General features: G+C 70.9%; 11 protein-coding genes. 8 read left to right on the top strand and 3 right to left on the bottom strand.

Annotated elements, in window-relative coordinates:
- Nucleotides 1-4 precede the first annotated feature (4 nt).
- The gene (locus tag BYZ73_RS07630) at nucleotides 5-1,780 is read left to right on the top strand and encodes an SLC13 family permease (RefSeq protein WP_112315502.1); all 1,776 of its coding nucleotides are present in this window, start codon (nucleotides 5-7) and stop codon (nucleotides 1,778-1,780) included.
- Between the two features lie 21 nt (nucleotides 1,781-1,801).
- Here the strand turns inward: BYZ73_RS07630 and dmeF are convergent, their stop codons facing one another.
- Nucleotides 1,802-2,707, bottom strand: a complete 906-nt coding sequence (gene dmeF / locus BYZ73_RS07625; protein ID WP_245895716.1) for a CDF family Co(II)/Ni(II) efflux transporter DmeF — start codon at nucleotides 2,705-2,707, stop codon at nucleotides 1,802-1,804.
- On the opposite strand from dmeF, the gene BYZ73_RS23750 reads away from it, so the two are divergent.
- Nucleotides 2,708-2,875, top strand: a complete 168-nt coding sequence (locus BYZ73_RS23750) for a hypothetical protein (RefSeq protein ID WP_245943082.1) — start codon at nucleotides 2,708-2,710, stop codon at nucleotides 2,873-2,875.
- Here BYZ73_RS23750 and BYZ73_RS07620 read toward each other — a convergent pair.
- On the bottom strand, nucleotides 2,863-3,135 hold the full coding sequence (locus BYZ73_RS07620) for a metal/formaldehyde-sensitive transcriptional repressor (protein WP_108027505.1): 273 nt from the start codon (nucleotides 3,133-3,135) through the stop codon (nucleotides 2,863-2,865). The two genes, BYZ73_RS23750 and BYZ73_RS07620, sit on opposite strands and share 13 nt — an antisense overlap.
- 171 nt (nucleotides 3,136-3,306) lie before the next feature.
- Here BYZ73_RS07620 and BYZ73_RS07615 point away from each other — a divergent pair, with 171 nt between their 5' ends.
- From BYZ73_RS07615 to BYZ73_RS07595, 5 genes are all read left to right on the top strand, one after another.
- Entirely contained in the window at nucleotides 3,307-3,510 is a 204-nt protein-coding gene (locus BYZ73_RS07615) for a YgaP family membrane protein (protein WP_112315500.1), read from the top strand.
- 148 nt (nucleotides 3,511-3,658) lie between these two features.
- Nucleotides 3,659-4,318 (top strand): ABC transporter ATP-binding protein, encoded by a 660-nt coding sequence (locus tag BYZ73_RS07610; protein ID WP_112315499.1) that lies wholly within the window; start codon nucleotides 3,659-3,661, stop codon nucleotides 4,316-4,318.
- Complete coding sequence (locus BYZ73_RS07605) at nucleotides 4,315-6,732, top strand: ABC transporter permease (RefSeq protein ID WP_112315498.1); 2,418 nt, start codon at nucleotides 4,315-4,317, stop codon at nucleotides 6,730-6,732. Before BYZ73_RS07610 ends, BYZ73_RS07605 begins: the two co-directional genes overlap by 4 nt.
- Entirely contained in the window at nucleotides 6,722-7,777 is a 1,056-nt protein-coding gene (locus BYZ73_RS07600) for a lipocalin-like domain-containing protein (protein WP_112315497.1), read from the top strand. Before BYZ73_RS07605 ends, BYZ73_RS07600 begins: the two co-directional genes overlap by 11 nt.
- Nucleotides 7,778-7,780: 3 nt before the next feature.
- Nucleotides 7,781-8,902, top strand: a complete 1,122-nt coding sequence (locus BYZ73_RS07595) for an FAD-dependent oxidoreductase (RefSeq protein ID WP_112315496.1) — start codon at nucleotides 7,781-7,783, stop codon at nucleotides 8,900-8,902.
- Nucleotides 8,903-8,905: 3 nt separating this feature from the next.
- Here the strand turns inward: BYZ73_RS07595 and mnmH are convergent, their stop codons facing one another.
- Nucleotides 8,906-9,967 (bottom strand): tRNA 2-selenouridine(34) synthase MnmH, encoded by a 1,062-nt coding sequence (gene mnmH / locus BYZ73_RS07590; RefSeq protein ID WP_112315495.1) that lies wholly within the window; start codon nucleotides 9,965-9,967, stop codon nucleotides 8,906-8,908.
- A gap of 213 nt (nucleotides 9,968-10,180) precedes the next feature.
- On the opposite strand from mnmH, the gene BYZ73_RS07585 reads away from it, so the two are divergent.
- Nucleotides 10,181-13,639, top strand: coding sequence for an AAA family ATPase (locus BYZ73_RS07585; RefSeq protein WP_112315494.1), 3,459 nt, complete (start codon nucleotides 10,181-10,183; stop codon nucleotides 13,637-13,639).
- Nucleotides 13,640-13,670: the final 31 nt, after the last annotated feature.

Genomic DNA, 13,670 nt, shown 5'->3' with positions numbered 1-13,670 from the left:
CCGGATGTCGCTTGACCAGATCTTGGTTCTCGCCCTGCTCGCCATCGTCTTTCTCAGCTTCATCAAGGAGATATACCCGCCCGAGGTGACCGCTCTGGCGGCCTCGGCGGCACTTCTGGCCACCGGAATCATCCAGACCGGCGACTTTCTGACGGTGTTCGGGTCCAGTGCGCCGATCACCATCGCGATGATGTTCATCATCTCGGCCGCGTTGGAACGCACCGGCGTGCTGGCCGCGCTGGGCGAATTCATGACCGCGCGGGCCGGGGGGTCCTACCTGCGCGCGCTACTGATCATGATGACCGTGACGGTGCTGGCCTCGGCCTTCATGAACAACACGCCGGTGGTGATCCTGCTGGCCCCGGTGATGATCTCGGTCGCCTCCAGCGTCGGCGTCTCGCCGTCGCGGCTGTTGATGCCGCTGTCCTTCGCGGCGATCTTCGGCGGCACGCTGACCCTTGTGGGCACTTCGACCAACATCCTGATGAGTGGGGTCGCCCGCGACACCGGCCAGCCGCCGATCTCGATGTTCGAGATGACCCTTCCGGGGCTTGTCTTCGCGCTGGTCGGCATGGCCTACATGACCTTTGCCGGGCGCTTCCTGCTGCCCGACCGGCAGTCGCTGGCACATCTGGTCGGGCGCGAGACCCGGCGCCGGTTCCTCGCGCGGCTGCTGATCCCGGCCGAGTCGCGCTATGTCGGCAAGCGGCTCGACGAGCTGCCCTTCAACACCGCCGAGACCCGCATCCTCGACGTGATCCGGGGCGAGGTCTCGATGCGGCGCAGCCTCGACGGGCTGGTGCTGGAACCCGGCGACCGGCTGGTCCTGAAGACCGGCACCGGCGAGATCCTCGGGCTGAAGGAGAACGGTCAGGTGACGTTCCGCGACCTGTCGGACCGGGGGGTCGAGCCGGTGACCGCCGACCAGACGGTGACGCTCGAGGCCAGCATAGGCCCGAATTCGACCCTGCGCGGGCGTTCCCTGGCCGAAGTGCGACTGCGGCGGCGCTATGGCGTCTACGTGATGGCGGTGCATCGCGCCGACCGGAACCTGTCGGACCGGATCGACGACATCCGCCTGCAATTCGCCGACACACTGCTGCTGGAGGGACCGGCCGAAGGGCTGCGCCGGCTGGTCGAGGATGGCGGGGTGATCAACCTCTCGGCACCCTCCGAACGGCCGATGCGGCGCGCCAGGGCGCCCATCGCCATCGCCACGATGGTGGCCGTCGTCGGGCTTGCCGCCTTCGAGGTGATGCCCATCGCCGGGCTTGCGGTGATCGGCGCGGTCGTCGTGATGCTGACCCGTTGCGTCGATCCCGAAGAGGCGTTCAGCGCCATCGACTGGCGCATCCTTTTTCTGATCTTCGGCATGCTGGGGCTGAGCCAGGGGATGGAAGAGACCGGCACCGCCAAGCTGATCGTCGATTGGGTCGTCGGGTTGATGGGCGGGTTCGGGCCGCTTGCGATCCTGGCGGCGGTCTATGTGCTGACCAGCGCCCTGACCGAGATGATCAGCAACAACGCCGTTGCCGTGCTGGTCGGGCCCATCGTGATCGGGCTGGCGACCCAGCTGGGCGTCGATCCGCGGCCCTTCATCATGGCGGTGATGTTCGCCGCCTCGGCGAGCTTCGCCACCCCCATCGGCTATCAGACCAACACCTTCGTCTATGGCGCGGGCGGCTACCGGTTCCGCGACTTCCTGAAGGTGGGGCTGCCGCTGAACATCCTCTTTGCGGTGGTGGCGGTCGGGGTGATCCCGCTGTTCTTCCCGTTCTGAACGCGGCCGGGAGGGGGCGGCTCAGGCCGTCTCGACCTCGATTGTGACATGCGACAGCCGCGGGAGGTGCATGAGCCGCTTGCGGTAATCCGCAACCGGTCGCGGATCGTCATCGGCAATCGCCACGATGGCGGCGCGGTGGCCCGGGCCAAGCTGCCAGACATGCAGGTCGACTACGCGGGCGCCGTCGGTCTCGATGGCGGCACGGATCTTCTGGGGCAGGGTCTCGGAGCCGGGGACGAAATCGACCAGCACCCCGCCCGCGTCGCGCATCAGTCCGTAGGACCAGCGCGCGATCAGCAATGCCCCCAGCATGCCGATGATCGGGTCGAGCCATACCCAGCCGAAGGCCCGCCCCGCGACCAGCGCCGCAATGGCCAGCACCGAGGTCAGCGCATCGGCCAGCACATGCAGATAGGCCGCGCGCAGGTTGTGATCGACCTCGTGGGCGTGATCATGTCCATGGCTGTGCCCATGATCGTGCCCGTGACTGTGCCCATGATCGTGCGGCCCCTGATGCAGCAGGACCGCACTGCCGACATTGACCGCCAGCCCGATCACGGCAACGGCGATGGCCTCGCCGAAATGAATGCCGACCGGGTTCACCAGCCGCATCAGGCTTTCCCAGCCGATCAACAGCGCGACGACGCCCAGCACCACAGCGCTGCCGAACGCCGCCAGATCGCCCAGCTTGCCGGTGCCGAAGGTGAAGCGCGGGTCATGGGCGTGACGGCGCGCGACCATGTAGGACACCGCGGCAATCGACAGCGCCGCAGCATGGGTCGCCATGTGCCAGCCATCGGCCAGCAGCGCCATCGACCCGAAGACCGTGCCCGCCGCGATCTCGATCACCATCATCGTCGCGGTGATGCCGATCACCAGCCAGGTGCGCCGGGCATTCCGGTCGTGATCTGCGCCGAGGAACACATGATCCGGCCCGCCCGGACCGCGCGGATGGCAAAGACCGGCGGCCGAGCCGTGAGCGTGGCCATGGCCGTGATCGTGATCGTGATCGTGATCGTGATCGTGAAGATGGTCGTGTGGAGAGCCGGAGGTGTGCGGGTGATCGTGCATGATCTGGCCTATTTCAGATAGGTGCGCAGGACCGAGGCAAGCTCTGCGCCGCCCTTTTCGCGGCCGGTCTCGTCCTCGATCAGGATGACATGGTGGCGAAGATGGTCCTCGATCAGTTCCTGGGTCAGCCCCGTCGTGGCGCCCCGGACCGAGGCCACCAGCTGCAGGATCGCGCCGCAGTCCTTCTCGGCCTCGATGGCCCGTTCGATGGCCTCGATCTGCCCCTTCAACCGGCGCACGCGCGCCAGCAATTTGGGCTTGTCCTTGGTAAGATGCGACATCGGATCGTCCGTATAGGTATAGGGGGTATCCCTATCATGCGGCCCTTGCCGGATCAATCCCCGCCAGCGGGACCCGATTTCACATTCTATTTCTTGAATTCGTTTGTGGGCGACCTTATCCTTCGCCTGTCCGGGGCGATACGGCCCCGGTCCAGTCAGGGAGACCGGCCAATGACACTCGACCGCGCCGTGATGATGTTCGCGGGCCTCATGATCCTTCTGTCGCTTGCCCTCGGCACCTGGGCCTCGCCCTGGTGGTACCTGCTGACCGCCTTTGTCGGGCTGAACATGATGCAGGCCTCGGTCACCGGCTTCTGCCCGGCCGCGATGCTGTTCAAGCGGATCGGCATCCGGCCCGGCACCGTCTTCGACTAGGCCCCCGGGCCTCGACCGTGCCTCGACCAGGCTTCGACCCGGCCCAGGGCTTCGACCGGGCTCCGGGGTGCGGCACCCCGCCGGCCCCGACGGGGGTGTGCCCGGCCGCCGGTCGCGCTAGATAGGCGCAGCAGACGGGAGGCGGCCCATGATCTTGTCACTTACCGGCGTCGGCAAGGCCTACGAGACCGGCGGCACCCGGGTCGAGGTGCTGCGCGGCGTCGATCTTTCGGTCGGCCCCGGCGAGACGGTCGCGCTGACCGGCGAATCCGGGTCCGGCAAAAGCACGCTTCTGCACCTGTGCGCCGGGCTCGACCGCGCCGACAGCGGCCGGATCGAGGTCGCGGGGCAGGACCTGACCGACGCCCCCGACCCGCGTCTTGCCGCGCTGAGGCGCCAGACCGTGGGGCTGGTCTTCCAGCAGTTCAACCTGATCCCCTCGCTTGACGTGGCCGCGAACCTCGCCTTCCAGGCCCGGCTTGCCGGACGCCACGACCCGGACTGGATCGCGGCTTTGGCCAGCCGCCTCGGGCTGTCGGCCCTGATGTCGCGCTATCCCGAACAGCTGTCGGGCGGCCAGCAGCAGCGTGTGGCCATCGGCCGGGCGCTGGCGATCCGGCCCGCGCTTTTGCTGGCCGACGAGCCCACCGGCAATCTTGACGAGGCCACCGGCGACGCGGTCATGGACCTGATGCTGGAGCTGGGGACCGAGGCGGGTGCGGGACTTCTGATGGTGACCCATTCGCCCCGGCTCGCGGCAAGGCTCGGCCGCCGGGTGCATCTTGCGGGCGGGCGGCTCGCGGCATGATCCGCACGGCCTTCACCGCGCTTCTGTCGCATTGGCGGCGCCACCCGCTGCAACTGGCGGGCCTGTTCCTGGGGCTGGCGCTTGCCACCGCGCTCTGGTCGGGGGTGCAGGCGATCAATGCCGAGGCGCGGCAAAGCTACGACCGGGCGGCGGCGGTGCTGTCGCAGGACCGACTGGATAGTCTCTCCAAGCGCGACGGGCAGAATTTCGACCAGCAGGTCTTTCTGGACCTGCGCCGCGCCGGCTGGCTGGTCTCGCCGGTGCTGGAGGGCCGCTGGTCCCATCGCGGCGTGCCGGTGCGCATCCTCGGGGTCGATCCCTTCACCCTGCCTGCCGGAAGCCTGCCCGACGCGGTCACCGGACAGGACCGCACGGCCGAGTTCTTCTCGGACCAAGGGCTGGCCTTCGCCGCCCCCCAGACGGTCGAGGAACTGTCCCGCATCGGCGCCGAGGGCCTGCCGCCGCTGGCTGCAGCCGAGGGCATGGCGCCCGGCATCCTCTTCGTCGATATCGGCGTGGCCCAGCGCCTCTTGCGCGCCGAGGGGCAGATCACCCGCCTGCTGGTCGCGCCCGATCAGCCGCTGCGCCAGCGGCCGCTGGCAGAGGTCGCGCCGACCCTTGCCCGCCAGACCCCGGTCGAGCAGGCCGACATGGGCGCGCTGACCGGCAGCTTTCATCTGAACCTGACCGCCTTCGGCTTCCTGTCCTTCGCGGTGGGGCTGTTCATCGTGCATTCAGCCATCGGGCTCGCCTTCGAACAGCGCCGCCCGATCTTCCGCACACTGCGCGCCCTTGGCCTGCCGCTGCGTACGCTGGTGGGCCTTCTGGCAGCCGAGATCATGGGCTTTGCCCTTGTGGCCGGGATCGTCGGCATCGCGCTTGGTTATGTCATCGCGGCGGGGCTGTTGCCCAATGTGGCGGCGACCCTGCGCGGGCTTTACGGCGCGACCGTCTCGGGCAGCCTGTCGCTGCGCCCCGAATGGGCGCTGGCGGGACTGGGCATGGCTCTGGCGGGCGCAGCCGCCGCGGCAGCGCAAAGCCTGTGGCGTCTGGCGCGCATGCCGGTGCTGGCCCCCGCCCAGCCCCGCGCCTGGACCCGCGCCTCGGCCCGCAGCCTTGGGTGGCAGACCGGGCTTGCGGGTCTTCTGGCGCTGATCGCCCTGGCCGCCGCGCTCTGGGGCGAGGGGCTGGTGGGCGGTTTCGTGCTGCTGGGAGCGCTTCTGCTGGCCGCGGCGCTGGCCTTGCCGGGCGCGCTGGCCGTGGCGCTGGCCGCGGGCGAGCGGCTGTCCAAGGGCGTCATCGCGCAGTGGTTCTGGGCCGACACCCGCCAGCAACTGCCGGGCCTGTCGCTGGCGCTGATGGCGCTGCTGCTGGCACTGTCGGCCAATATCGGGGTCGGCACCATGGTGTCGAGCTTCCGGCTGGCCTTCACCGCCTGGCTCGACCAGCGCCTGCCGTCCGAGCTTTACGTGACTGCCCGCACCGAGGACGAGGCCCGGCGCCTCGCCGACTGGCTGGCCCCCCGCACCGACGCGCTGCTGCCGATCTGGAAGATCGACGGCACGATCCTCGGCCGCCCGGGCGAGGTCTATGGCGTCGCCGATCACCGCACCTATCCCGATCACTGGCCGATGCTTCTGGGCGACAAGACCGTCTGGCAGGTGCTGGCCCGGGGCGAGGGCGCCATCGTCAACGAACAGCTCTGGCGCCGGGCGGGCCTGCATCTGGGCGATCCGGTGCCGCTGCCGGGCGGCGCGTCCCGGCCGCTGGTGGGGGTCTATGCCGATTACGGCAACACCAGGGGGCAGGTCATTATCGGCGTTGCCGATCTGGTCGCGCTTTATCCCGACATCGACCGGCTGCGCTATGCGATCCGCACCGATCCGGCCAAGGTGCCCGCGCTGCGCGATGCCATCGAGGACGCATTCCGCCTGCCGCAGGACAACATGATCTCGCAGCAGGAGGTCAAGACGATCTCGCTGATGGTGTTCGAACGCACCTTCGCCGTCACCGCCGCGCTGAACGTGCTGACCATGGGCGTCGCGGGTTTTGCCATGTTCATGAGCCTGCTGACGCTGTCGACCATGCGGCTGCCGCAGCTGGCCCCCGTCTGGGCGCTGGGGCTGACCCGGGGGCGGCTCGCGCGGCTGGAACTGCTGCGCGCGCTCTTGCTGGCCGCGCTGACCATGGTGCTGGCGGTGCCGGTGGGACTGTTGCTGGCCTGGGTGCTGCTGGCGGTCATCAATGTAGAGGCCTTCGGCTGGCGGCTGCCGATGCATCTTTTCCCGCGCGACTGGTTGTGGCTGGGGGCGCTGGCGCTGGCCGCCGCCGCGCTGGCCGCCGCCTGGCCCGCCTGGCGTCTGTCGCGCCTCGCGCCGGTCCACCTGCTGAAGGTCTTTGCCGATGAACGTTAGGGCCCTTCTGATCGCGCTGCTGCTGCCGCTGCCCGCCCTCGCCCAGGGCTTTGCCGGGCTCGGCACCACCGAGGACGGCTTTGCCCTGCCCAGCCCCGACACACGGCTGCAGTTCCCCGCCGATCACGGCGCCCACCCGGATTTCCGGATCGAGTGGTGGTATGTCACCGCCAACCTCAGGGGCGCGGACGGGCGGGACTACGGCATCCAGTGGACGCTGTTCCGTAACGCGCTGGCGCCGGGCGATCCGGGCGAGGGCTGGCAGACCCGGACTGCCTGGATGGCCCATGCCGCCCTGACCTCGGCCGAGGACCACCGCACCGCCGAGCGGCTGGCGCGCGGCGGGATCGGGCAGGCAGGCGTCACGCTCGATCCGTTCCGGGCCGAGATCGACGACTGGGTGATGGCCAGCACCGCCGCCCCCGGCGCCGATCCGCTTTCGGCGCTCAGCCTCACCGCAAACGGCACCGGCTTTGCCTACGATCTGGCGCTTGCGGCCTCCGGCCCGCTGGTTCTGCAGGGCACGCAGGGCTATTCGGTCAAGTCCGAGGACGAGCAGGCCAGCCATTACTATTCGCAGCCCTTCTACCGGGTCACGGGCCGTCTGGACTTCCCCGACCGCAGCGTGACGGTCGAGGGCACGGCCTGGCTCGACCGGGAATGGTCCAGCCAGCCGCTGGCCGCGGACCAGACCGGCTGGGACTGGCTGTCGCTGCATCTCGACGACGGGGCCAGGCTGATGGTCTACCGGCTGAGAGGCGCCCGGGGCGACTATACCACCGGCACCTGGATCGCGCCGGACGGCACGCCCACGCCGCTGGCCCCCGGCGAGGTCGAGATGATCCCGGGTACGACCACCCGCGTCGCGGGCCGCGATATCCCGACCGCGTGGCGGGTCCGCCTTCCGGCCCGCGATCTCGACATCGCCATCGCGGCGATGCAACCGCAGGCTTGGAACGACACCCGCGTGCCCTACTGGGAAGGGCCCGTCACCGCGACCGGCAGCCATCCGGGCGAGGGCTATCTGGAAATGACAGGCTACTAGCCCATGGCCCCGCATCTTGTCTTGATCGGCGGTGGCCACACCCATGCGCTGGTCCTGCGCGCGCTGATCGGGCGCCCGGCGACGGGCCTGCGGCTGACGCTGATCGACCCCGAGCCGCGGGCCGCCTATTCCGGCATGTTGCCGGGCTTCGTCGCGGGACATTACCGGCTCGACCAGTTGCAGATCGACCTTGCGCGGCTGGCGCGCGCGGCGGGCGCCCGGCTGATCCTCGGCCGGGCCGACGGGCTCGACACCGGCAACCGGCGCGTCCATGTCGCAGGGCAGACGCCCGTGCCCTACGACATCGCCTCGCTCGATATCGGCATCTCCTCGGACCTGCCCGGCCTGCCGGGATTTGCCGCCCATGCCGTGCCCGCCAAGCCGCTCGGTCCCTTCGCCGCGCGCTGGCAAGGCTTTGCGGCCGATGCCGCCGCGGGCCTTGCAGCGCCTCGGGTAACGGTGATCGGCGCGGGCGTGGCGGGGGTCGAGCTGGCGCTGGCCGCGCAGTACCGTCTGGCCGGTGCCGGGCGGGTGCCCGAGATCACGCTGCTGGATGCGGCCCCCGAGATCCTGCGCGACGTGCGGCCGCCCGCCCGCGCCGCGATGACCGACCGGCTCGCGCGGCAGGGGATCGTGCTGCGCACCGGCGTCCGGGTCGCCCGGATCGAGGCGGCGGGCGCGGTGCTGGACAGCGGCGAACAGATCCCGGCCGGGCTGGTGATCGGCGCGGCGGGCACGCGCCCGCAGGGCTGGCTGGCGGGCACCGGGCTGCACCTGACCGACGGCTTCGTGACGGTCGACGAGACCCTGCGCGCGGTCTCGGACCCCGGCGTTTTCGCGGCGGGCGACTGCGCGCATCTCTCGCACGCGCCCCGGCCCAAGGCGGGCGTCTTCGCGGTGCGCGAGGCGCCGGTGCTGCGCGAAAACCTGATCGCCGCGCTGACCGGGCGGCCGCTGACCGCCTACCGCCCGCAGAAGGAGTATCTGAAGCTGATCTCGATGGGCGAGAAGCGCGCGGCCGCCGACCGCTGGCCGGTGCGCATCGAGGGCCGCTGGGTCTGGCGCTGGAAGGACCGCATCGACCGCAGGTTCATGGCGCAGTTCCACGACCGGCCCGGAGCCTGACGCCTAAAGCTGCGCCAGCGCGTCGATTTCGGCCATCAGTCCGGGCAGCGCCGCCGCCAGCGCGGCGGGGTCGAGCCCGTCCAGCGTCACGCGGCGCGTCGGCCGGTCCTCGAACCGCGCGCGCTGGCGCCCGTAGCGCGGGTCGTAATGGTCGGCCATCAGCCCTGCAGCCAGGGTCTCGAACGCGCCCTCGGCGGCCAGCGCGCGCCAGGCCTCGATCCGGCCGCGCGGATGCTGCGGCGCCAGCCCGTCGATGGTGGCCAGAAGCCGCGCCGGGTCATCCGTCACATCGCGATAGCGCCGCGCCAGATAGGCCGCGCGCGCCGCCAGCGGCACCGACAGCTCCAGCCGGGGCGCGGCCTTCATCGCCTCCCACAGCCCCCGGGGTAGGTTGAGATGGCCGATCTTGCTCGATTCCGCCTCGATCACCACGGGGCGCAGCGGATCGAGCCCGGCGCGGGCCATCGCCAGCGCCGTCTCGAACCCCTTCTGCGCGGGCTGGCCGCCCGGCATCGCACCGAAAAGCGACCCGCGATGGTTGGCAAGGCCCTCCAGATCCAGCACCTGCACCCCGGCCGCGCGCAGCAGGCCCAGGATCTCGGTCTTGGCGGTGCCGGTATTGCCGTCAAGCAGCACCGCCGGCGCCGGCCAGGGCTGGCCGTAAAGCGCCTCCTGCACCAGCCGGCGATAGCTGCGCCAGCCGCCTTCGATCGTCTCGGCGCGCCAGCCGATCTGGCCGAGGATCAGCGCGAAAGACCCCGAGCGCTGGCCCCCGCGCCAGCAATAGACCAGCGGCCGATAGCTCTTGGGCTTGTCGGCCAGCGCGGTCTCGATATGCCTCGCGGCGTTCCGCGCGACGAGGGCGGCGCCGATCTTGCGGGCCAGAAACGGGCTTTGCCTGGTGTAGATCGTGCCGACCCGCGCGCGCTCTTCGTTCGACAGGATGGGCAGGGAAATCGCGCCGGGAATGTGATCCTCGGCGTATTCCGCCGGCGAGCGCACGTCGAGGATCTCGTCGAAAGCGAGCGCCGCAAGATCGGTGAGGGAAGCAAGCGAAACCGGCATGGACCTGTTCTAGGACCGGCCGGGCCTTCCGGGAAGCGGTATTCGCGGCACTCCATTGGCCAGAGCAGGACGGCGCGGGGACCGTGCCCGGCCCTATTTCCGCAATATCTTGTGGAAAACCCCGGCATCGCACCGATATGAAGGGCGGCGCGCTTGACAGGCCCGGGCCTTGCCCGAAGGATCGCAAGACCACGCGGAATCAGGAGACCCCGTTTGCGTTTCACCCGGCTCAGGCTGAACGGCTTCAAGAGCTTCGTCGATCCCACCGATCTGGTGATCGCCGACGGCCTGACCGGCGTCGTCGGGCCGAACGGCTGCGGCAAGTCGAACCTGCTTGAGGCGCTGCGCTGGGTGATGGGCGAGAACCGTCCGACCGCGATGCGCGGCGGCGGCATGGAAGACGTGATCTTCGCGGGCACCTCGACCCGTTCGGCGCGCAATTTCGCCGAGGTCAGCCTGCAGATCGACAATGCCGACCGGCTGGCGCCCGCGGGCTTCAACGACAGCGACATGCTGGACGTCATCCGCCGCATCACCCGCGACGCGGGTTCGGCCTACAAGCTGAACGGCAAGGACGTGCGCGCCCGCGACGTGCAGATGCTGTTTGCCGATGCCTCGACCGGCGCGACCTCGCCCGCGCTGGTCCGGCAGGGCCAGATTTCCGAACTGATCAACGCCAAGCCGCGCGCCCGGCGCCGCATCCTCGAGGACGCGGCCGGGATCGCGGGGCTTTACCAGCGCCGCCACGAGGCGGAACTGCGGCTGAACGCGGCCGAACAGAACCTTGCCCGGGTCGATGACGTGCTGGAACAGCTGGCCCAGCAACTGGCGCAACTGGCGCGGCAGGCGAAACAGGCCGCGCGCTACCGCGCCATCGCCGAAGAGCTGCGCCGCGCCGAGGGGACGCTGCTGTTCCGCCGCTGGCAGGAGGCCGATACCGCCCGCGCCGCCGCCGAAGCCGCGCTGACCGAACGCACCCGCGAGGCCGGCCGCGCCGAGACCGCCGCGCGCGAGGCCGACCGGCTGCGGACCGAGGCCGAGACCGCGCTGCCCGCACTCCGCGAGGAAGAGGCCATCGCCGCCGCCGTGCTGCAACGCCTGAGCGTCCAGCGCGACGCGCTGGTGCAGGAGGACGAGCGCGCGCGCCAGGCGATCCAGACCCTGACCGGCCGGATAGACCAGATGACCCGCGACATCGAGCGCGAGGCGGCGCTGAACCGCGACGCGGGCGAAACGCTGGAGCGGCTCGAGACCGAGGCCGCCGAGCTGTCGGCCGAGCATGAGGGCCATGACGCCGCGCTCGACGAGGCCGCCGAGGCCGCCCATGCCGCCGCCGAGGTCCTGCGCGACCGCGAAGAGGCGCAAAGCCAGATGACCGAGGACATGGCCCGGCTGGTCGCGCGCCATCAGTCGGCCCAGCGCCTGCGCGAGGACGCGGCCCGCACGCTGCAGCGCAACGAGGACGAGGCCGCCAAGGCGCGCGCGACGGTGACCGCGGCCGAAGCGAACCTGTCCGCGGCGCGCACCGCGATGGACGAGGCCGCCGCCCGGCAGGACGCGGCCCAGGACAGCGCCGAAGAGGCCGAGGCGCGGCTGATCGCGACCGACGAGGCCCGGGCCGAGATCCAGTCCCGCGAGGCCGAGGCGCGGGCGCAGAAATCCTCGGCCGAGGGCGAGGCCGGGGCGCTGAGGGCAGAGGTCGGGGCGCTCGCCCGGCTGGTCGAGCGCGACACCGCCGAGGGCGGGCAGATCCTTGATCTTCTGGGTGTCGACAAGGGCTATGAAAAGGCGCTGGGTGCGGCGCTGGCCGACGATTTGCGCTCGCCGGTGGTGCGGGACGGCGCGGCGTCGGGCTGGCTCGCGCTGCCGCCCTACCCGTCCGAGCCGCCCCTGCCCGAGGGGGCCGCGCCGCTGTCGGCCCATGTCGCGGTGCCCGAGGCGCTGATCCGCCGGATCGGCCAGATCGGGCTGGTACCCGATGCCGAAACCGGGGCGCGGCTGCAACCCGCTCTTGGCCCCGGCCAGCGGCTGGTCAGCCCGGCGGGCGATCTCTGGCGCTGGGACGGGTTCCGCGCCGCCGCCGCCGATGCGCCCAGCGCCGCGGCGCTCCGGCTGCAACAGCTGAACCGTCTGGCCGAGCTTCGGCGCGATCTGGACGAGGCCGAGATACGGGCAGAGACCGCGTCCGAGGCGCATGAGGCGCTGTCGCGCGAGCTGCAGGCCGCGACCGAGGCCGACCGCGCCGCCCGCGAGGCCCGCCGCGAGGCCGACCGCGCGCTGGCCGATCTGGGCCGCGCCCTGTCGCGGGCCGAGGCCGACCGCCAGATGGCCGAGAGCCGGCTTGAAACCGCGCGGATGGCGGTGCTGCGCCACGAGGACGAGGCGACCGGCGCGCGTCTTCGGCTGAGCGAGGCCGAGGGGCAACTGGCCTCGCTGGGCGATCTCGATGCGGCGCGGGCGCGGCTGGAAGACGTGCGCACCACGGTCGAGGCCGCGCGGATGACGATGATCGCCCGCCGCGCCGCCCATGACGAGCTGAAACGCGACGGCGAGGCGCGCACCAAGCGGCTGGCGCAGATCGCGCGCGAGGCCCAGACCTGGCGCCAGCGGCTCGACACCGCCGGAACCCGCGTCGCCGAGCTTGAAAGCCGCAGGGCCGCGTCCGAAGAAGAGCTCGACCGCGCCGCCGCCCTGCCCGAGGAAATCGCCGAACGCCGCGAGGATCTGGCCGGTCAGATCGAGACCGCCGAGACCCGGCGCGCCGCCGCCGCCGAAGCGCTGGCCGCGGCCGAGACCCGGGCCCGCGAGGCCGATCATGCCGCCCGCGAGGCCGAGCGCCGGGCGGGCGAGGCCCGCGAGGCCCGCGCCGCGACCGAGGCCCGCGCCGAGGCCGCCCGCGAGACGGTGGCCCAGGCCACCGCCCGGATCGCCGAAGAGCTGGAAACAACGCCCGCCGACCTGCTGGAAAAGCTGGGCGACGACCCCGACCGGATGGCGTCGGCCGAGACGATCGAGCATGAGGTGACCCGGCTCAAGCGTCAGCGCGAGGCGCTGGGCGCGGTCAACCTGCGCGCCGAGGAGGATGCGCGCGCGGTGCAGGAAGAACATGACACCCTCACCGCCGAAAAGCATGACCTCGACGAGGCGATCCGCACGCTGCGCGCAGGCATCGCCAGTCTCAACCGCGAGGGCCGCGAGCGGCTTCTGACCGCGTTCGAGCAGGTGAACGCGAATTTCGCGCTGCTGTTCACCAACCTGTTCCGAGGCGGCGAGGCCCGGCTGGTGCTGGTCGAATCCGACGATCCGCTGGAGGCCGGGCTGGAAATCATGTGCCAGCCGCCGGGCAAGAAGCTGTCGACCCTGTCGCTTCTGTCGGGGGGCGAACAGACGCTGACCGCACTGGCGCTGATCTTCGGCGTCTTCCTGGCCAATCCGGCGCCGATCTGCGTGCTCGACGAGGTCGACGCGCCGCTTGACGACGCCAACGTCACCCGGATGTGCGACATGCTGGACGAGATGACCCGGCGCACCGACACGCGCTTCCTGATCATCACCCACCACGCGGTGACCATGAGCCGGATGGACCGGCTGTTCGGCGTCACCATGGCCGAACAGGGCGTGAGCCAGCTCGTGTCGGTCGATCTGAAGAAGGCCGAGGCCCTCGTCGCCTGACCTCGGCCGCGGGGTTGACAGCCGCACCGCG

Source organism: Rhodovulum viride (assembly GCF_003265965.1).
In the GTDB taxonomy this organism is placed as follows: domain Bacteria; phylum Pseudomonadota; class Alphaproteobacteria; order Rhodobacterales; family Rhodobacteraceae; genus Rhodovulum; species Rhodovulum kholense.
The sequence above is the reverse complement of the archived record's forward strand: the minus strand, read 5'-3'. Positions and strand labels throughout refer to the sequence as shown.